The 19,832-nt window shown below is 65.4% G+C and carries 17 protein-coding genes; 5 read left to right on the forward strand and 12 right to left on the reverse strand.

Features of this window, described 5'->3' with window-relative positions:
* The first annotated feature begins 7 nt into the window (after window positions 1–7).
* Together fabI and ACLB6G_RS00390 are read left to right on the forward strand one after the other, a co-directional pair.
* Complete coding sequence (gene fabI, locus ACLB6G_RS00385; protein ID WP_410354128.1) at window positions 8–820, forward strand: enoyl-ACP reductase FabI; 813 nt, start codon at window positions 8–10, stop codon at window positions 818–820.
* An 89-nt stretch (window positions 821–909) separates the two neighbouring features.
* Window positions 910–2,487: a putative bifunctional diguanylate cyclase/phosphodiesterase gene (locus ACLB6G_RS00390; RefSeq protein ID WP_410354129.1), complete on the forward strand. Its 1,578-nt coding sequence runs from the start codon at window positions 910–912 to the stop codon at window positions 2,485–2,487.
* A 19-nt stretch (window positions 2,488–2,506) separates the two neighbouring features.
* Here the strand turns inward: ACLB6G_RS00390 and ACLB6G_RS00395 are convergent, their stop codons facing one another.
* The 3 genes from ACLB6G_RS00395 to rpsO all read right to left on the reverse strand — a co-directional run bounded on the left by ACLB6G_RS00395 (window position 2,507) and on the right by rpsO (window position 6,316).
* A complete protein-coding gene (locus ACLB6G_RS00395) occupies window positions 2,507–3,529 on the reverse strand; it encodes a class I SAM-dependent methyltransferase (RefSeq protein ID WP_410354130.1) in 1,023 nt (340 codons plus the stop codon).
* 77 nt (window positions 3,530–3,606) lie between these two features.
* Entirely contained in the window at window positions 3,607–5,754 is a 2,148-nt protein-coding gene (gene pnp, locus ACLB6G_RS00400; RefSeq protein ID WP_410354131.1) for a polyribonucleotide nucleotidyltransferase, read from the reverse strand.
* A gap of 292 nt (window positions 5,755–6,046) precedes the next feature.
* The gene (gene rpsO, locus ACLB6G_RS00405) at window positions 6,047–6,316 is read right to left on the reverse strand and encodes a 30S ribosomal protein S15 (protein WP_410354132.1); all 270 of its coding nucleotides are present in this window, start codon (window positions 6,314–6,316) and stop codon (window positions 6,047–6,049) included.
* A 234-nt stretch (window positions 6,317–6,550) separates the two neighbouring features.
* On the opposite strand from rpsO, the gene ACLB6G_RS00410 reads away from it, so the two are divergent.
* The 3 genes from ACLB6G_RS00410 to ACLB6G_RS00420 all read left to right on the forward strand — a co-directional run bounded on the left by ACLB6G_RS00410 (window position 6,551) and on the right by ACLB6G_RS00420 (window position 9,223).
* Window positions 6,551–7,579, forward strand: a complete 1,029-nt coding sequence (locus tag ACLB6G_RS00410; protein ID WP_410354133.1) for an ABC transporter substrate-binding protein — start codon at window positions 6,551–6,553, stop codon at window positions 7,577–7,579.
* A 74-nt stretch (window positions 7,580–7,653) separates the two neighbouring features.
* Complete coding sequence (locus tag ACLB6G_RS00415; protein WP_410354134.1) at window positions 7,654–8,424, forward strand: ABC transporter ATP-binding protein; 771 nt, start codon at window positions 7,654–7,656, stop codon at window positions 8,422–8,424.
* Window positions 8,417–9,223 (forward strand): ABC transporter permease, encoded by an 807-nt coding sequence (locus ACLB6G_RS00420; RefSeq protein ID WP_410354135.1) that lies wholly within the window; start codon window positions 8,417–8,419, stop codon window positions 9,221–9,223. The genes ACLB6G_RS00415 and ACLB6G_RS00420 overlap by 8 nt, the downstream gene beginning before the upstream one ends.
* A gap of 7 nt (window positions 9,224–9,230) precedes the next feature.
* On the opposite strand, the gene ACLB6G_RS00425 is transcribed toward ACLB6G_RS00420, so the two are convergent.
* From ACLB6G_RS00425 to nusA, 9 genes are all read right to left on the reverse strand, one after another.
* Window positions 9,231–10,442, reverse strand: a complete 1,212-nt coding sequence (locus tag ACLB6G_RS00425) for a permease (protein ID WP_410354136.1) — start codon at window positions 10,440–10,442, stop codon at window positions 9,231–9,233.
* A gap of 63 nt (window positions 10,443–10,505) precedes the next feature.
* The gene (locus ACLB6G_RS00430) at window positions 10,506–10,832 is read right to left on the reverse strand and encodes a hypothetical protein (RefSeq protein ID WP_410354137.1); all 327 of its coding nucleotides are present in this window, start codon (window positions 10,830–10,832) and stop codon (window positions 10,506–10,508) included.
* Between the two features lie 29 nt (window positions 10,833–10,861).
* Entirely contained in the window at window positions 10,862–11,935 is a 1,074-nt protein-coding gene (gene corA, locus ACLB6G_RS00435) for a magnesium/cobalt transporter CorA (protein ID WP_410354138.1), read from the reverse strand.
* 8 nt (window positions 11,936–11,943) lie between these two features.
* Window positions 11,944–13,371 (reverse strand): aldehyde dehydrogenase family protein, encoded by a 1,428-nt coding sequence (locus ACLB6G_RS00440; protein WP_410355132.1) that lies wholly within the window; start codon window positions 13,369–13,371, stop codon window positions 11,944–11,946.
* A gap of 120 nt (window positions 13,372–13,491) precedes the next feature.
* Window positions 13,492–14,442, reverse strand: coding sequence for a tRNA pseudouridine(55) synthase TruB (gene truB / locus ACLB6G_RS00445; RefSeq protein ID WP_410354139.1), 951 nt, complete (start codon window positions 14,440–14,442; stop codon window positions 13,492–13,494).
* 2 nt (window positions 14,443–14,444) lie between these two features.
* A complete protein-coding gene (gene rbfA / locus ACLB6G_RS00450) occupies window positions 14,445–14,858 on the reverse strand; it encodes a 30S ribosome-binding factor RbfA (protein WP_410354140.1) in 414 nt (137 codons plus the stop codon).
* A 104-nt stretch (window positions 14,859–14,962) separates the two neighbouring features.
* Window positions 14,963–17,518 (reverse strand): translation initiation factor IF-2, encoded by a 2,556-nt coding sequence (gene infB, locus ACLB6G_RS00455; protein WP_410354141.1) that lies wholly within the window; start codon window positions 17,516–17,518, stop codon window positions 14,963–14,965.
* Complete coding sequence (locus tag ACLB6G_RS00460; RefSeq protein ID WP_410354142.1) at window positions 17,515–18,144, reverse strand: RNA-binding protein; 630 nt, start codon at window positions 18,142–18,144, stop codon at window positions 17,515–17,517. The genes infB and ACLB6G_RS00460 overlap by 4 nt, the downstream gene beginning before the upstream one ends.
* Window positions 18,145–18,193: 49 nt before the next feature.
* Window positions 18,194–19,822: a transcription termination factor NusA gene (gene nusA / locus ACLB6G_RS00465; protein WP_410354143.1), complete on the reverse strand. Its 1,629-nt coding sequence runs from the start codon at window positions 19,820–19,822 to the stop codon at window positions 18,194–18,196.
* Window positions 19,823–19,832 lie beyond the last annotated feature (10 nt).

Consider the following 19,832-nt stretch of genomic DNA (forward strand, 5'->3'; position numbering starts at 1 on the left):
TGGTCCCATGACATCGTTGATGGCGGGCAAGCGCGGCCTCATCATGGGCGTCGCCAATGACCATTCGATCGCCTGGGGTATCGCGAAAGCGGTTGCGGCCCAGGGCGCGGAACTGGCCTTCACCTACCAGGGCGAGGCCTTTGGAAGGCGGGTCAAGCCGCTGGCCGAACAGGTCGGCTCCAAACACCTGCTGCCCTGCGACGTGGAGGACACGGCCTCCGTCGATGCCGTCTTCGAGACGCTGGGGAACGACTGGGGCTCGCTCGATTTCGTGGTCCATGCCATCGGCTTTTCCGACCGCAACGAACTGAAGGGCCTGTACGCGGATACAAGCCGCGACAACTTCGTGCGGACGATGGTCATTTCCTGTTTCTCTTTCACGGAGATCGCCCGCAAGGCCGCCGCGCTGATGCCGGATGGCGGCTCGCTGCTGACGCTGACCTATGCCGGTTCGACGCGGGTCATGCCGAACTACAACGTGATGGGCGTTGCCAAGGCCGGCCTGGAAGCGTCCGTGCGCTATCTGGCCAGCGATTACGGGCCGCGCGGAATCCGCGTCAACGCCATTTCGGCAGGTCCCGTGCGCACGCTGGCGGGCGCCGGCATTGCCGATGCGCGCTTCATGTTCACCTACCAGCAACGCAACTCGCCATTGCGCCGCACCGTCACCATCGACGACGTCGGCAAATCGGCGCTCTACCTGCTTTCCGACATGGCGTCCGGGGTCACCGGCGAAATCCACTACGTGGATTCGGGCTACAACACCGTCTCCATGCCATCGATCGACACGCTGAAGAAGCTCGACCAGGTTTCGGATTGAACAACGGTTGGCAGCGCTTCGTTAACGCTTGTTCTTGGGGCAAGCGTTAACGTCTCCCCGGTTATGGTTCCCGGACGAAGGGGACCAACATGGCTATGACGGGCAATCCCAAGCGCAGCATGCGCTTCAGACTGATCACGATCGCCGCTTCCGGCATTGGCAGCCTCGGGCTTGGCCTGTGGGCGGTGAGCACCGGGCTTCTGCCCGTGCATCTGGAGACCGTGTCCCCTGCGGTACTCTGGGCGATCATCGCGAGCCTGTGCACGATGTCAGCCAGCCTGGCGGCCATGTCGTTCTTCGCCGGCGTCGACGAATCGGAAGAATATGTCTACCAGGAAACCCATGTCGACAAGCTGACCGGCTTTCATACCCGCGTCGCAATGATCGAGAAGATCGCCGACGCGGTGACATCGGTGCTGCGATCCGGCAAGCCGGTGTTCATGATCGACATCGATATCGACCGCTTCAAGCAGATCAACGAGGCGATCGGTTACCAGCAAGGCGACCAGTTGATCCGTGCATTCGGCGAGCGCCTCAAGGGACAGTTTCCGCGCGAGGTGGACATCGGCCGCATGGGCGCCGGTGAATTCGTGATCCTGCTGCCCGATGAACTGATGACGGACTCCATCGAAGACTTGGTGGAGGGGCTGCTCACGGAAATGATGAAGCCCTACCAACTGATGCACAATCCGCAATCGGTGAACCTGTCGGCCGGAATCGTCGCCATGCCCAAGGATGGCCAGGACCCGATCGTCCTGCTGCGCCGGTCGAACCTGGCCCTGCAAAGGGCGCGCGCCAGCGGTATCGGCACATGGTCGATCTTCCACCCGGAAATGAGCCGGGTTGCCGACTACCGGCACTGGATCGAAAGCGAACTGCCCGTCGCCATGCGCCGGGGAGACTTCGACCTGCACTACCAGCCGCAACTCGACCTGGCTTCGGGGCGGGTCGTGGGATACGAGGCGCTGCTGCGCTGGCGCCATCCCGAACGCGGCATGATCCCGCCGTCGGAGTTCATCCCCGTCGCCGAGGAATCCGGCATGATCCTTTCGCTTGGCGAATGGGTGCTGCGCCGCGGCTGCCTCGATGCAACCAAACTGCCCGAGGACGCCTATGTGGCGATCAACCTTTCGGCGATGCAGTTCATGGCCGGAGACCTGGTGGAGACCGTGCGCTCGGCGCTCGGCGCAGCCGGGCTGGCGCCGGATCGCCTCGAACTGGAGATCACCGAGACCGCGATGACGCGCGACCGGGGCAAGGCGGCTGGCATTCTCAAGGCGCTGACAGAGATGGGCGTGTCGATCGCCATCGACGACTTCGGGACCGGCTATTCCAATCTCAGCTACCTGATGGATTTCAACTTCAAGAAACTGAAGATCGACCGTTCCTTCGTTCAGAGGCTCGACAGCGACGAGAGTTCCGGCGCGGTGGTCTCGACCATCGTCGGCCTGTCGCGCGCGCTCGGCGCCCATACGCTGGCCGAGGGCGTCGAGACCGAGCAGCAGGCCATCCTGCTGCGCGCGGCCGGTTGCGATGCCGTGCAGGGCTTCTACTACGGAAAGCCTGCGCCGCTTGACTACAACCGCGCCCATGCCGCCGATCAGGCGCCGGGGAAAATGAAGGAACTGACGGTCCTGCCGGCGCAGGCCACAGCCATGGTCCACTGACGCCCGGAGGCGGACCGGGTTAGCGGCGGGCGACGAACACCTTGAAACCGCCCTCCTCGGCCAGTCTTTCCATTTTGGCGAAAGAGGCAGCCAGTTCGTCTTCATAGGGCAATTGCCGGTTTGCGACCATGAGCAGCACGCCACCGGGCCTGAGGGCAGCCGCGGCGCGGCGGATCATCGCCCGGCCAAGATCGGGTTCCGCCTTGCGCCCGGTGTGATAGGGCGGATTCATGACGATGGCATCGAAGCGCCGCTCCACCGGTTCGGCCGCAAGGTCATGCCAGTGAAACGCCACAGGGAAAGGCACGTCCGCGAGGTTCAGGCGCGCAGCCGCCAGCGCGGCATGGTCCGCCTCGTAGAGATCGAGCGCTGAAACCTTCGGACACCGCGCGCAAACCTGCGCTGACAGATAGCCCCAGCCGGCACAGAAATCCGCCACGCGGCCGGAAAGGCTTTCGGGAAGACAGCTTGCAAGCAGGCGTGAGCCGGCATCGACCCGGTCATGGGAAAACATGCCGGGCGCGGTGCGATAATGCCCCTCGACCAAGGGCGCCGGGGCGGCTTTCGGAAAGGCCCGGGCCACCGTCGCGTCATCGGGCCGATCAAACCACATGGCAAGCCCGTGATGTTTCGCGACACTGTCCACCGCGCCGGGAAGGGCCGCCTTCAGCCGCTTCGCAAAGCTTTGCGCCCCTTCGGTCTTGCCGCCGGCAACGAAGACAGGCGTGCCCGGCTTCAGGCGGATGAGCGCCTGGCGCAGCCATTCCTCGTTCTGGCCGCGATGGCGGCCGAGAAGGATCAGGGCGCCATCGAACTCCTGGGTGTCAGAATCGGGCCAATCGGGGCTGACGGCAAATCCGGCGCGGGCCAGCGCGTCGTGGTCGGGCCGAAAGCCCTGGACGAGATGCAGTTGCGCGCCGAAGTCCTCCGGCAGCACCAGACCGGCCCCGATACCGGCGGCGAGCCAGCGTCCGCCGTCCGGCATGGCGGCAAGGCCCGAGACAAAGGGGTGAAACAGGATCTTCAGCCGGTCATCGTTCATCGTTCATCCCCTTCAACGGAATGAAGGCGCGGATGGAGACCACCCGCGCCTTCCAGGATGCCATGGAAAACAGCGCCTCAGTCGGCGTCGTCTTCCTTGCGGTCCCGCTTCTCGCGGACGATTTCCTGACCCGTTTCCTGGTCGACGACCTTCATGGACAGGCGCACCTTGCCGCGCTCGTCGAAGCCCATCAGCTTGACATAGACCTTGTCGCCTTCCTTGACCACGTCGGTGGTCTTGGCAACGCGCTCGGGGGCAAGCTGGGAGATGTGCACCAGACCGTCACGCGGGCCGAAGAAGTTCACGAAGGCGCCGAAATCGGCGGTCTTGACGACCGTGCCCTGGTAGATCTCGCCCACTTCCGGCTCGGCGACGATGGAGTGGATCCACTTCCTGGCCGCCTCGATCTCCTTGGCATTGGACGAGGCGATCTTGATGGTGCCGTCGTCCTCGATGTTCACCTTGGCGCCGGTCTTTTCCACGATCTCGCGGATGACCTTGCCGCCGGTGCCGATCACGTCGCGGATCTTGTCGGTCGGGATGGTCATGACCTCGATGCGCGGGGCAAACTCGCCGACCTCGCCACGGCTCTCGGAAATGGCCTTGGCCATCTCGTCGAGGATATGCAGGCGGCCGTCGCGGGCCTGGTTCAGCGCGACATCCATGATCTCCTCGGTGATGCCGGCGATCTTGATGTCCATCTGGAGCGAGGTGACGCCGTTGGCCGTGCCGGCCACCTTGAAGTCCATGTCGCCGAGATGATCCTCGTCACCCAGGATGTCGGACAGCACGGCGAAGCGGTCGTCTTCCTTGATGAGACCCATGGCGATTCCCGCCACGGGAGCAGTCAGCGGCACGCCGGCATCCATCAGCGCCAGCGAGGTGCCGCAGACGGTGGCCATGGAGGACGAACCGTTGGATTCGGTGATCTCGGAGACAACGCGCAGCGTGTAGGGGAACTGCTCGGCGCCGGGCAGCATCGGGCGGATGGCGCGCCAGGCCAGCTTGCCGTGACCGATCTCGCGGCGGCCGGGCGAACCCATGCGGCCGGTCTCGCCCACCGAGTAGGGCGGGAAGTTGTAGTGGAGCATGAAACGCTCCTTGTAGGTGCCGGTCAGGCTGTCGACATACTGCTCGTCCTCGCCGGTGCCCAGCGTGGCAACCACGATGGCCTGGGTCTCGCCGCGGGTGAACAGGGCCGAACCGTGGGTGCGCGGCAGGATGCCGACTTCCGAGACGATCTGGCGCACGGTGGACAGGTCGCGCCCGTCGATGCGGCTCTTGGTGTCGAGGATGTTCCAGCGCACGATCTTGGCCTGGAGCGACTTGAAGACCGTGCCGATCTGCTCGCCGGTCCACTTCGCTTCCTCGCCCTCGGCCGGAGCAAAGGCTTCCTTCACCTTGGCCTTGACGGCGTCGACGGCCTCGTAGCGCTTCTGCTTGTCAACGATCTTGTAGGCCTCGCGCAGGTCGGCCTCGGCGACCTTGAGCATCTCGCCTTCCAGTTCCGAAAGATCTTCCGGCTGGAAGTCGCGCGGGTCCTTGGCGGCAACCTCGGCCAGCTTGATGATGGCCTCGATGACCGGTTGGAAGGCCTTGTGGCCGAACATGACGGCGCCGAGCATGATGTCCTCGGACAGTTCCCGGGCTTCCGATTCCACCATAAGCACCGCATCGGACGTGCCCGCGACGATGAGGTCGAGCTTGCTTTCGGGCATCTCGTCGACATGCGGGTTGAGCACGTATTCGCCGCCGATATAGCCGACGCGCGCGCCGCCGATCGGCCCCATGAAGGGAACGCCGGAGAGCGTCAGCGCGGCCGACGCGGCCACCATGGAGAGCACGTCCGGATTGTTCTCAAGGTCATGCTGCACGACGGTGATGATGACCTGGGTGTCGTTCTTGTAGCCATCGGCGAAGAGCGGGCGGATCGGACGGTCGATCAGGCGCGAGACCAGCGTCTCGTTCTCGGAGGGACGGCCCTCGCGCTTGAAGTAGCCACCGGGGATCTTGCCGGCGGCGAAAGCCTTTTCCTGGTAGTTGACGGTCAGCGGGAAGAAGTCCTGGCCGGGCTTTGGCTCCTTGGCGGAGACGACCGTGGCGAGCACGACGGTCTCGCCATAGGTGGCCAGCACGGCGCCATCGGCCTGACGGGCGATCTTGCCGGTTTCAAGCACGAGCGGGCGGCCGCCCCACTCGATCTCTACCTTGTGGTGGGAAAACATGTCTTGTCCTTTTCATCGGCGGAACGGGCGCGCCCCCATGCGTGCGGCGCACCTGTGCGTTCCTCATCTGGCGTCTCGGACGAGCCACGGGCAAGACAGCGGGATGCTCGATCAAGGCGAAGGCGGCCACGCGCCTTCCGAGCATCCGGCAATCCTGCCCCATGACCTGTCCCATGGGCGGCTGTCCCTTCCGCGCGGCCTGTCTGCCGCCTGCCGGACCGGGACACCGGCCGGGCCACCATGGCCCGAAAAGGCAACGCAGCCGGCTTGCGTCCGGCTGCGTTTCCAGGTCTTAGCGGCGGATGCCCAGCTTGCCGATCAGCGTCTTGTAGCGCGCTTCGTCCTTGGCCTTCACATAGTCCAGGAGGCGGCGGCGCTGCGAGACGAGCATCAGGAGACCACGGCGGGAGTGATTGTCCTTCTTGTGGTCCTTGAAGTGTTCGGTCAGGTTGGTGATCCGCTCGGTCAGGATGGCCACCTGCACTTCCGGCGAACCGGTGTCGTTTGCGGCGGTGGCATATTCCTTGATGAGCGCCTGCTTGCGCTCAGGCGTAATCGACATCGGATATTCCTTTCGAAAAAGAGGATCGGGACGCCCAGAGCCGGGATGCCGTCCAGCACGGGCCATGAAACACGGCGGCCACCGGGGCCGCGATGTTGCGCTGGCTATAATGCAATTGGCGGCGGAATGGAAGCCCGCATCTCGGGCGGGGCAATTCACGGCTTGCCCGTGCTTCATCATGGTCTAAAGTCAGCCGCGACACGAAGAGAAGAAAGGACCAGAGGGAGGATCCGCATGACACCGAACCGATTGACCCGCCGCACCTTCATGAGCGCCGCCGTGGCTGCTTCCATGTTCGCCATGACAGCCGGCCACGCCGCTGCCGCCGACAAGATCAAGGTCGGCATCCTGTCGCTCACCTCGCATGCGGGCGCCTATGTCGCCCATGAGCGCGGCTATTTCGCCGACGAGAACCTCGATGCCGAACTGGTGATGTTCCAGGCCGCAGGCCCGATGGCCGTGGCGATCGCCTCCGGCGACATCGACTATGGCGTCACGGCCATGACCGGCGCGCTCATCAACCTGGCCGAAAAGGGCGCGGTCAAGGTGATCGGCGGCGCGCTGACGGAGGAAAAAGGCATTGACGGGCAGAAGATCCTGGCGTCGAACGCGGCCTTCGACGCCGGCCTGAAGACGCCGGCCGACCTCAAGGGCAAGCGCTTCGGCATCACCGGCACGGGATCCTCCTTCCACTACATGGCCTCCAAGATCGCCATGAAGGAAGGCTTCTCCACCGCCGACATGGAGCTTGTGGCGCTGCAGAAGGTTCCCGCTGTCATCGCCGCGCTGAAATCGGGCCAGGTCGACGCATGGTCGATCGTGCCGCATATCGCGGCGGGCCTTGCCGGTTCGGACGGCGCGAAGATCATTGGCGACGTGGCCGACTATATTGACGGCTACCAGGTGACGAACGTCTTCACCTCGACAGCGAACACGACCGAAAACCGGGACGTGACCGAGCGTTTCCTGAAGGCCTATTCCAAGGGCATCGCCGACTACAATGCGGCACTCGTCGACAAGACAGCCGGTGAGGATGCCGCCAACGCCATGGTCGAGCTGATCCACAAATATGTCTACACGGACCGGCCGCTGGACAAGGCGGCGGGACCGATCAAGGCCGGGGCCATGCGCCTGCAGCCCGGCTGCAAGATGAACATGGCTTCCGTCACCGACCAGTTCGAGTGGTTCAAGGCCGAGAAGCTGGTGCCCGACACGGCGAAGCTGGAAAACCTGGTGGACACGTCCTTCGTCGAGACCTACTGACGGGCAGGGACAGTTGCGGGCGGCGCCGGCATGCGCGCCGCGCCGCCAAGCCTTCACGCGGAGGACGCTAAAGGTTGGAACTCTCGCTGCGCTCGGTCGCGAAATCCTATGGCGGCCTCACCGTCCTGGACGGCATCTCGCTGGACATCGCCTCGGGCGAGATCCTTTGCCTTGTCGGTCCGTCGGGCTGCGGCAAGTCCACGCTCCTGCGGATGATCGGCGGGCTGGAGACGCCCGACAGCGGCGCCGTGCTGCAGATGAGCGAGCCGCCGGCCAATTCGCTCAACCCGCTCACCTACATCTTCCAGGATTTCGCCCTGCTGCCCTGGCGCAGCGTGCATGACAACGTGGCGCTCGTGCTGGAAGGCCAGCCGTCGGTGTCGCGGACGGAACGCGAGGCGATCATCGCCGATGTGCTGGCGCGCACAAAACTCACCGGTTTCGAGAAGGCCTGGCCGCGACAGCTTTCCGGCGGCATGAAACAGCGCGTGGCCATTGCGCGGGCGCTTGCGGTGCGGCCAGCCGTCTTCCTGATGGACGAACCGCTGTCGGCGCTGGATGCGCAGACGCGCGACCTGCTCATGGACGATCTCGTGCAACTCTGGCTGCGCGAACGCTTCACCGCCGTCTACGTGACGCACAACCTGCAGGAGGCCGTGCGGCTCGGCCATCGCGTCGCCATCCTGTCGCGCCGGCCCGGGCGGCTGCGCGATGTCGTGACCATCGGCACGCCCATCGAGACGCGGCGCCACGACGACCCGGCACTGATCGCCATCCAGCAGCGGCTTTGGGACGCGATGCGCGAGGAGGCGGAAGCCGCCGACAAGGAACTGGCGGATGCCTGACAGGGACGAAGAGCGCGGCCGGCCCGTGGCCTATCGCGGCGGCGGGTTCGACTACCGGCCTTCGAAGCTGACCGGCATCCTGACATTCGCGGCCCTGGTCGCCATCTGGGAAACGGGCAGCCGCACCGGTTTCATTTCCGGCCTCGTGCTGCCGGCGCCGTCCGAGGTGCTGGCGGCCTTTGCCCAGTTGTGGCGCAGTGGCGAATTGTGGGCGCATCTCAGCGCCTCGCTCACGCGCCTTGTCATGGGCTGGACGCTCGGCACGGTGCTGGGCATCGCTGTCGGCTTCGCCATCGCGCTGTTCGCGCCGGTGCGCGCCAGCCTGACACCGCTGGTCGCCGCCATCTTTCCCGTGCCGAAGATCGCGCTGCTGCCGCTGTTCATCATCTGGTTCGGGATCGGCGAAGCCTCCAAGGTGGGGCTGATCCTGTTCGGCACCTTCTTTCCGACCGTCATCGCCACCTATGGCGGGGTGGACAATGTCGACCGTTCGCTGATCCGCATGGGGCAGAGCTTCGGGCTTTCGCGCCTTGCCATCGCGCGCAAGATCCTGCTGCCGGGCGCCATGCCGGCCATTTTGTCGGGCATGCGCATCACCTCGGCCATCGCGATCATCCTGATCGTCGCCGCCGAACTGATCGCCGCACAGAAGGGCATCGGCGCCTATATCCAGATGGCGGGATCGCTGTTCGCAACCGACCAGCTCATTGCCGGCGTGCTGGTGCTCTCGGCGCTCGGCCTCACGGTGAGCTGGCTGATCACGCTTGCCGAACGCTGGCTGTTGCGCTGGCGCGGCTGAAGGCCGTTCAGGCAACCGCGATCATCCAGACAGCCGTGCCGCCGGCAATCCAGACGAAGGCGGCGATCGCCAGCCACTTCAGGATGCTGTCGATCGGTCCACCGTGGCGCATGTCCATCCCCTCGTCCTTTGCATAGCCGCCGCGCAGCCATGCCAGCCAGGCAAAACCGAGGGACAAAAGGGCAAAACCGGCATTCAACCAGAATGTATGGTCGAAGGCGAAGCGTTCGGAGGGTGTGACCTGCCTGCCCTGCACCTGGGCTTCGGGCAGCAGGCCGAGGAGCGCGAAGCCGTAATGGACGGCAAGCGCCGTCACGACGAGGCCGGCCAGAAACACAGCGGCGATATAGAGCGCGAACTTCCAGCCATAGAACAACGCGTTGACGCGGATGACCGGAAAGACCACGAGATCGGAGAAGATGAAGGCCATGATCCCGGCCATGGACACGCCATTGGCGAACAGGACGCCGGCGAGCGGAATGTTGCCCATGGAGCCGATGAAGGTGAAGAAGGCGGCGACCGGCCCGACCAGCGTATCGCCGAGCGTGCCGAAAAACGTCGCTTCATTGCCGCTGCCGGGAAACAGCGCGGTGAAGAAACTGCCGGGGACGAATGCCGCGATGATACCCGCGACGGTGAAGCCTACCGTCACATCCTTCCAGACCATCAGCCATTCGTCGAAATAGGCCTTGGCGACGTCTATCCACCCCTTTTCGGAACGGACGAGTGCCCGCCAGTCGGGCACCTCGCCATCCCCGTCCAGCTCAAGTCTCTCGCGGACATTCTCGACAAGCGCCGACGGGCGGGTGAGACGGACAAGCAGCCAAACCACAAGGATCAGCAGCAATCCGCCTGCATATTCCCCGACCACAAAATGCCAGGACAGGAAGGCCATGATGACGATGCCGAGTTCGATCACAAGGTTCGTGGAGGCCAGCAGAAAGGCGAACGAGGGCACGAGACCCGCCCCCTTTGCCAGCAGGCTGCGGGTCGTGGCAAGCGCCGCGAAGGAACAGGACGAGGATATGAAGCCGAAGAAGGAGGCGAGCGCGACGGTGCGCGCATTGGTCTTGCCGATGGCGTTGCGCATGCGCTGCCGCGACACGAAGACCTGGATGGTCGCCGACACGAGATAGCCCAGGCCGAAAGCCCAGAAGGCTGTCCAGAACCAGCCCAGCGTCGTCAGGGCGGACTTGCCCCAGAGTTCGAGGAATTCCATGACGGGCAAACCGGGCGCTGGCGAAAAAGTTCCGTCTCGGCCGGACCGCCGGCACCGCGCCGCTCAGCAGCCGCGCTTCACATAGGCCTTCGGCACCATGTCGGTCCAATGGACGTTTTCGGCCTGCGCCTGCGATTGGAACGGGCCATCCACCACGCAGAAAAGACCGGGATTGAAGTTCGGATAATCCCCTGTCTCCACGACATGCGTGCCCGCACTGCCCGGCAGAACGACCCCGCGAACCTCTTCCAGCACCTTTTCCGCCTCGTAGGCATCGGGCGAGCAGCCGAGGATGACATACCAGCCGCACTGGCGTTCCCCGGCTCCCGCGGGCAGGGCCATGCCTGCCAGAACCGTGAGCGCCGCTGCCATTCGCATGATCGGGACCATGGTGCCGCCTCCCCTCTGCCTGCCTGCCGCTACAGCCATCGTTTCCAGCGGAACCAGCCCAGCAGACCAATCGCCACGGCAGCCATCAGGCCAAGCGCAACCGGATAGCTCCAGGCCCAGTGCAGTTCCGGCATATGGTCGAAGTTCATGCCCCAGACGCCGGCCAGGAAACTCAGCGGTATGAAGATGGTGGCGATCACGGTCAGGACCTTCATCACCTCGTTCATCCGGTTCGACATGCTTGAAAGATAGAGATCGTGCAGGCCGGTGGCGATCTCCCGGCAGGTTTCGATGATGTCGATCAGCTGGAGAACGTGGTCGTGGACATCGCGCAGGTAGCGGCGCGTGTCCTGCTCGATGATGTCATTGCCCTCGTTGCGCAGTTCATTCATGACGTCGCGGGTGGGCCACAGCGAGCGCTTGAGTGCCACCAGATCGCGTTTGAGTTCGTGGAGCGCGTCGATGTCCTCCGGGTCCGGATCGAAGGTGACCACGTCCTCGATTTCCTCCAGGCGCTCGCCGAGCCTTTCGACGACGGGGAAATAGGCGTCGACCACGGCATCCATGATGGCATAGGCGAGATAATCGCCACGGGCGGCGCGAATGCGCGGCTTGCCCCGGCGCATCCGTTCGCGCACCGGGTCGAGGCAGTCGTCGGACCGTTCCTGCACCGTGATGACGAAATCGCGGCCGAAAATGAGCGAAAGCTGCTCGCGCGAGCTGGCCGACCGGTTCGTGACCATGTGCAGGACGACATAGGCATAGCCGGGATAGTCCTCCGCCTTGGGCCGCTGTTGCAGGTCGACGACGTCTTCCAGCACCAGGGGGTCGATACCGAACAACTGGCCCAGCGTCTCGAAGAAGGCCGTATCGCCGGTGCCGACGATATCCAGCCACAACCGCTGTCCCCCGGAGCGCAGGTCTGCGACATCCTGCAGCCGGATGTTTTCGCGCTCCTTGAAGCCGGTTTCGCTCCAGGCGATGACGCGCATGACGGGATGGGCGGCGGCCGGATCGGCCACCAGCGTTCCCGGTGGCGCGCCGACAGGCCCGCGGCTGCGTGTGACGATCGATTTGCGCCGGCCGCGCGCCCGTCCCGCCATGGTCCGGCCTACCAGCCCGAGACGATCTTGACCTCGGTGAAGTCCTCAAGGCCCCAGACGCCGCCTTCGCGGCCGTTGCCCGACTGCTTGTAGCCGCCGAAAGGCGTGCCCGCCGACAGGCCGCGGCCATTGAGCCGGACCATGCCGGCACGCAAGGCCCGCGCGACACGGCGGCCCTTGTCCTGGTCGCCGGTCTGGACGTAGGCGGCCAGGCCATAGGGCGTGTCGTTGGCGATCGCCACGGCGTCCGCCTCGTCGTCAAAGGCAATGAGCGAAAGCACCGGACCGAAAATCTCCTCGCGGGCGATGGTCATGTCATTGGTGACATCGGCGAAGATGGTGGGCCGGACGAAATAGCCGCGATTGAACCCTTCCGGCCGGCCCGGACCGCCGAGCACGAGGCGCGCGCCCTCCTCCATGCCCTTCTGGATGAGCGCCTGCACCTTGTCGAACTGCGTCTGGCTGACAAGCGGGCCGATATGGTCGCCGCGCTCCTTGGGATTGCCGACCTTGACGGCCGAGCCGTGCTTGACGGCGAGATCCACCACCTCGTCATAGACCGAACGTTCCACGAGCATGCGCGTGGGCGCATTGCAGGACTGGCCGGTGTTCTCCATGCAATGGGTCACGCCCTTGCGCACCGCCTTGTCCAGGTCGGCATCGGCGAAGACGATGTTGGGCGACTTGCCACCCAGTTCCAGCGTCACGCGCTTGACCGTGTCGGCTGCAGCCCTGGTGATGAGCGCGCCGGCGCGGGTGGAGCCTGTAAACGACACCATGTCGATGTCCGGATGGGTGGAGATGTCCGTGCCGACACCCGCGCCATCGCCGTTCACCAGGTTGAAGACACCGGCCGGAAAGCCCGCCTCGTGCATCATTTCGGCAAAGAGAAGCGCGGAAAGCGGGGCGATCTCGGAGGGTTTCAGCACGCAGGTGCAGCCGGTCGCGACCGCGGGCAGGACCTTCAACGCGATCTGGTTGACCGGCCAGTTCCAGGGCGTGATGAGGCCGCAGACGCCGATCGGCTCGCGGATGATGCGCTCGCCGCGGTCGTTGAAATCATATTCCCATTCGAAGGCCTTGAGGGCCTTCAGGAACCCCTTGAGATGCCAGGGACCGGCGCCGGCCTGGTCGTTGTCGGCCAAGTCGCGCGGGGCGCCCATTTCGAGCGTGATCATCTCGCCCATCTCGGGCAGGCGCGCGGTCATGATCCCCATCAGCTTCTCGAGCAGGGCGACGCGCTCTTCCAGCGGCGTGACGGACCAGGTTGCAAAGGCGCGCCTGGCGGCGGCGACAGCCTTGTCGACGTCGGCCCTGGATCCCAGCGAGATGACGGCGCAGGGCTCCTCCGTGGCCGGGTCGATCACCTCGAGGTCCCGTGCCACGGCGGGCTTCACCCACTGGCCGTCAATGTAGAATTCGCGCTTGTCGAGCATCATGCGTCTCCCGGTCGATTGCATTCCGGCCGCATGCGCGCGGCCCTTTCCGGCGCGCACTCTTGCAGGCCGGAGACGGATTTTCCAGAGGAAAACCCGACCGCAAGCGCCGCCGCAGCGTCAGGTGAAGACGCGGCGCGGATGGAACTGCCCGGCGGAGACGGCGCCGATGGCGACGAGGCGGCCGCGCGCGGTGACATAGGCCTCCTCGGCTTCCACCGGGGCGTCGCGGCCGCGCAGGATGACGGGATTGCCGAGACGGACCCGGTTGGCCGCGTCGTCGGTCAGCGCCATGTGCGGCAGGTCTTCGAGCGCTGCCTGCGTGTCTATGAGCAGCGCATCCAGCGCCGCGAAGCGTTCCTTCGCGGAGGCTTCGCCATCCAGCGCATCGCCCTTTTCGCGGGCGGCCTCCAGGGTCTCCACGGTAACGAGATCGTCCGCTGTGAAGGGGGCGACCTCTTCCCGGCGCAGAACGGCGACATGGCCGTAGCAGCCCAACTGCCGGCCCATGTCGCGAGCCAGGCTGCGAACATAGGTGCCCTTGCCGCAGGCGACCTCGAAGGTCGTCGTGTTGTCGTCCATGGCGGTGATGTCGATGGAGAAAATCTCCACCTCGCGGGCTGGTATGTCGACATCCTCGCCGTCGCGCGCAATGTCGTAGGCGCGTTCGCCATCGATCTTGATGGCGGAGAATTGCGGCGGAACCTGCATGACGATGCCGAGATAACCGGGCAGGATGGCCTCGACGTCGGCACGCGCGGGGCGTTTGTCAGACGTGGCCGTCACCCCGCCTTCCAGATCATCGGTGGCGCGTTCCTCGCCCCAGGCGACGGTGAAGGTGTAGATCTTCTCGCCGTCCATGACATAGGGCACCGTCTTGGTGGCATCGCCCAGCGCGATGGGCAGCATGCCCGAGGCCAGCGGATCGAGCGTCCCGGCATGGCCGGCCTTCTGCGCGTTGAACAGCCACTTCACCTTCGAGACGGCCTGGGTGGAGCCCATTCCGGCCGGCTTGTCGAGGATGATCCAGCCGGAAACGTCGCGGCCCTTCTTCTTGCGTTGGCGCGCCATGTCTATTCTTCTTTGTCTTCGTCGTCGTGATGGAGGTCGCGCGCCACTTCCGGCGAATGGAGCAGTTCGTCGATCTTGCGGAAATTGTCGAAGGACGTGTCGAGGCGGAAGCGGAACTCCGGCATGTATTTCATCTGCCGGAGCGCGCCCGATACCCGGCCGCGGATGAACTTCGCATTCGCCGCCAGCGCCTTGATCACCGGCTGGCCATCGTCGAGGCCGAGCGGCGTGACATAGGCGGTGGCGATCTTAAGGTCCGGCGACATGCGCACCTCGTTGACGGAGATCACCGTCGTCTCAAGCAGCGGATCGCGCACCTCGCCGCGCTGAAGCACATCGGCCAGCGCGTGGCGCACCTGCTCGCCCACCCGCAGCTGGCGCTGCGACGGGCCCCTGGAACTTTCTGGTCGTGACATGGTCCTGTCCCTGATTCACGGGCGCGGAATGGAACCACGGCCCATGCGTCAAAAAACGCCGGACCGGAATGATGCCGGTCCGGCGCGTCTTTTCCAACCCGCCGTTACAGCGTGCGGGCCACCTGCTCCACGCGGAAGCACTCGATGACGTCGCCCTGGCGGATGTCGTCGTAGTTCTCGAAGGCCATGCCGCATTCCTGGCCGGCATTGACCTCGGAAACCTCGTCCTTGAAGCGCTTGAGCGTCTTGAGCTTGCCTTCGTGGATGACGACGTTGTCGCGCAGCAGGCGTACGCCGACGCCACGCTCCACCTTGCCTTCGGTCACGCGGCAGCCAGCCACCTTGCCGACCTTGGTGATGTTGAAGACCTCCAGGATCTCGGCATAGCCGAGGAAGGTCTCGCGGCGCTCCGGCGAGAGCAGGCCCGACATGGCCGCCTTCACGTCATCCACGAGGTTGTAGATGATGTTGTAGTAGCGGATCTCGATGCCGGCCTGCTCGGCGGCCTCGCGCGCCTGCTTGTTGGCGCGGACGTTGAAGCCGATGATGGCCGCATTCGAGGCCTCGGCCAGCGAGACATCGGACTCGGTGATCGCACCGGCGCCGGAATGGATGATGCGCGCGCGCACTTCCTCGGTGCCGAGCTTGTCCAGCGCGGCGGCGATGGCCTCGACTGAGCCCTGCACGTCGCCCTTGATGAGCAGCGGGAACTCGGCGGTGTCGGAGGCCCTGGCCTGCGCCATCATCTGTTCCAGTGACCCGCGCGAACCGGCCTGGCGGGCCACGGCCATCTCGCGGGCCTTGCGCTGGCGGTATTCCGAGATCTCGCGTGCCTTGGCCTCGTTCTCGACCACGTGGAATGTGTCGCCGGCCTGCGGCGTGCCCTGCAGGCCGAGGATCTCGACCGGCATGGCCGGACCGGCTTCCTTGAGCTGGTCGCCACGGTCGTTGACCAGGGCGCGCACGCGGCCCCACTCGTTGCCGGCGACGAGAATGTCGCCGGTGCGCAGCGTGCCGGCCTGAACCAGGACCGTGGCCACGGGCCCGCGGCCCTTGTCAAGCTTGGCTTCGACAACGGCGCCTTCCGCCGGGCGGTCCGGATTGGCCTTCAGCTCCAGCACTTCGGCCTGCAGCAGGATGGCTTCCAGAAGACCGTCGAGATTCGTGCCCTTCAGCGCGGAGACCTCGACGTCCATGGTCTCGCCACCCATGCTTTCGACGAAGACCTCGTGCTGCAGCAGCTGCGTGCGGACCTTTTGCGGATCGGCGGCCGGCTTGTCGATCTTGTTGATCGCCACGATCATCGGCACGCCGGCGGCCTTGGCGTGATTGATGGATTCGATCGTCTGCGGCATCACGCTGTCATCGGCTGCCACCACGAGGATGGCGATATCGGTGATGTTGGCGCCGCGGGCGCGCATGGCGGTGAAGGCCGCGTGGCCGGGCGTGTCGATGAAGGTGATCTTCTGCCCGTTCTTCTCCACCTGGTAGGCGCCGATGTGCTGGGTTATGCCGCCAGCCTCGCCGGACACGACATTGGCGTTGCGGATGGCATCGAGCAGCGAGGTCTTGCCGTGGTCGACGTGACCCATGATGGTGACGACCGGCGGACGCCCCTTCAGGTCCTCGGCCTTGTCCTCGACATTGAGGATGGCGTCCTCGACATCGGATTCCGACACGCGCTTGACGGTGTGGCCGAAGTCGTTGGCAATCAGTTCGGCCGTGTCGGCGTCGATGATGTCGCCGGGCTTGATCATCTGGCCCTGCTTCATCATGTACTTGACGACATCGACGGCGCGCTCGGCCATGCGGTTGGCCAGTTCCTGCACGGAGATCGTCTCCGGGAGGATGACCTCGCGCACGATCTTCTCGCGCGGCTCCTGCTGCATGGAGCGCTTGAACTTCTCCTGGCGGCGGCGCATCGAGGACAGCGAACGGCCACGGCCCTCGCCATCGTCGTTGAGCGCGCGGTTGAGCGTCAGCTTGCCGGAACGGCGGCCCTCGTCGCTGCGCGGGCGGGCCGGGGCACGCGGGGCGGCCTCGGGCTTGGCCGGCGCGCCACGCTTGGCACCGCGCGCCTTCTCCTCCGCGTCATCCTCTTCGACAACCCCGGGAACCGGCTTGGCCGCCTTGGCGGGCTCGACGTCGCGCTTGCGCTGCTTTTCCTCGGACATGGCCTGGGCTTCCGCCTCGGCGCGCTGGCGCGCTGCCTCCTCGGCCTCCTGGCGCTCGCGCTCGGCGCGCTCGCGGGCGCGGCGCTCGTCCTCCTCGGCGAGGCGGCGTGCCTCTTCCTCGGCGCGAATGCGATCCTCCGCCTCGCGGGCCTTGGCTTCCTCGAGCGCGCGGCGGCGGGCATCCATCTCGCCACTCGACAGGCCAGAGGCTCCGGACGGCGCCTGGACCGGGCGCGGCGCGGGCTTGGGCCGCGCGGGCGCCTGCGGCGCGGCGGCGGCGGCAGCCGGCCTGGCGGTTTCTGCGGCCGGCTTCTCGTCCGGCCGGGTAAACTTGCGCTTCTTCGTCTCGACGACGACCGCCTTGGTACGCCCGTGGCTGAAGTTCTGCCGCACCACGCCCTGCTCGTTGCCGCCACGCTTGAGCGTGAGGGTCTTCTTGGAGGCTACGTGGAGGGTCTTGTCGTCGCCCGATTTGCTATCGCTCATCTATCATCCTTCGCGGCTTGTGCCGCATCCGTCTCGTTGCCGGGACCTTCCCGGTATTCCTGCAACGCAACAATGCGTCTGACCGCCGCCCGCCCGGCCTGTCCGTCGAGCACGGCTGCATGTATCACATTTGCGCCCCCGATTGCCAAACCCAATTCGGCCTCGGGAAAGAGTTTGAAGGCCGGTATAACCGGACCATCCATATATTCAACCGCCCGGCGCGCCTGATCGAGCTTGCGGACCCCGTCGGGCGCGGCTTCATGGGCGTGAAGAACGGCAACTGCCTGGCCGGAACGCACCGCGGCGTCGCACTTGGCGGCGCCGGTCACGAACTGTCCGGCCTTCCTTGCCATCAATATGGCCCCGAGCGCGGATTTTACCAGCAATTGGTCCACGAGGGCACCCAGGCCGGGGTCGGCGTGAACCTCCGCCTTCAAGGCGCGGCGGAACAGCTTCTTGCGAACCGCCTCGTCGACATGGGCGCGACTGGCCGTCACCCAGCAGCCGCGGCCCGGCAGGTTTCGCTTGAGATCGGGCACGACGGACGAATCCGGCCCGGCGACGAAACGGATCAGCCGATCCGGGTCGCCCGCCTGGCGCGTGACAATGCAGGTCCGTTCGGCCATTGTCTCCAATCAGCGCTCCTTGCCCAGCTTGCCGCCGCGATCCGGGCCATCAGGCCCGGGCCTCCGGCTGCGTTTCGCCAGCCTCGGCATCTTCCACCAGGTCTTCCTCCTGCGCGTCGCCGGCGAGATCTGCCTCGGAAACCCAGCCAGCCATGACGCGGGCGGCCATGACCATCTCCTCCGCCTCGGCATGGGTCGTCCCGAATGGCGTGAAGACGCCGTCGTGGATGATCGTCTCGCCATCCTTTCGCTCGCGCCAGCCGACCAGGTCGTCGGCGGCATAGCCGGCGAAGTCCTCGATCGTCTTGACGCCATCCTCGCCACAGGCCGCCATCATCGCGGTGGTCATGCCCGGCACCTGGCGCAATTCGTCCTCGACGCCCAGCGCGCGGCGCTTCTCGTCAAGTTCCGCCTCGATGGCCTCCAGGAAGTCGCGTGCGCGGTTCTGGATTTCCTGCGCGGTATCCTCGTCGAAGCCGTCGATGGAGGAAATCTCGTCGAGATCGACATAGGCAACTTCCTCGACGGAGGTGAAGCCCTCCGAGGCGAGCACCTGGCCGACCATCTCGTCCACGTTCAGCGCATCCATGAACAGGTTGGACCGCTCGACGAATTCCTTCTGGCGGCGTGCCGATTCCTCTTCCTCGGTCAGGATGTCGATGTCCCAGCCGGTCAGCTGCGAGGCGAGGCGCACGTTCTGGCCGCGCCGGCCGATGGCCAGGCTCAGCTGCTCGTCGGGCACCACCACCTCGATGCGCTCGGCGTCCTCGTCGAGGACGACCTTGGCCACTTCGGCCGGCTGCAGCGCGTTGACGATGAACGAGGCGGCATCCGGCGACCACGGGATGATGTCGATCTTCTCGCCCTGGAGTTCGCCCACCACGGCCTGGACGCGGCTGCCGCGCATGCCGACGCAGGCGCCGACCGGATCGATGGAGGAATCGCGGCTGACGACGGCGATCTTGGCGCGCGAACCGGGATCGCGGGCGACCGACTTGATCTCGATGATGCCGTCATAGATCTCCGGCACTTCCATCTGGAACAGCTTGGCCATAAACTGCGGATGGCTGCGTGACAGGAAGATCTGCGGACCGCGCGGCTCGCGGCGCACGTCATGGATATAGGCGCGCACGCGGTCGCCATACTTGAAGATCTCGCGCGGGATCAGTTCGTCGCGGCGGATGATCGCCTCGCCGCGGCCGAGATCAACGATCACGTTGCCGTATTCGACACGCTTGACGGTGCCGTTGACGATCTCGCCAATGCGGTTCTTGTACTCGTCATACTGCCGGTCGCGCTCGGCCTCGCGCACCTTCTGGACGATGACCTGCTTGGCCGACTGGGCGGCGATGCGGCCGAAATCGAGCGGCGGAAGCTGTTCGGCGATCTGGTCGCCGATCTCGGCGGCGGGGTTGCGCGAGCGCGCCTCCTCCAGCGAGATCTCGGTGGAGAAGTCCTCGACCGCCTCGACCACGTCCATGATGCGCTGCAGCTTCATCTCGCCGGTGTTCGGGTTGATGTCGACGCGGATATTGGTCTCCTGGCCGTAGCGCGAGCGCGCCGCCTTGCCGATGGCGTCCGCCATGGCCTGGATGACGATGCCCTTGTCGATCGACTTTTCGCGCGCCACCGCATCGGCGATCTGGATGAGTTCAAGCCTGTTTGCACTGATGGCCATGTTCGGTCTC

It is taken from the genome of Zhengella sedimenti (assembly GCF_046506625.1).
Taxonomy (GTDB): Bacteria; Pseudomonadota; Alphaproteobacteria; order Rhizobiales; family Rhizobiaceae; genus Zhengella; species Zhengella sedimenti.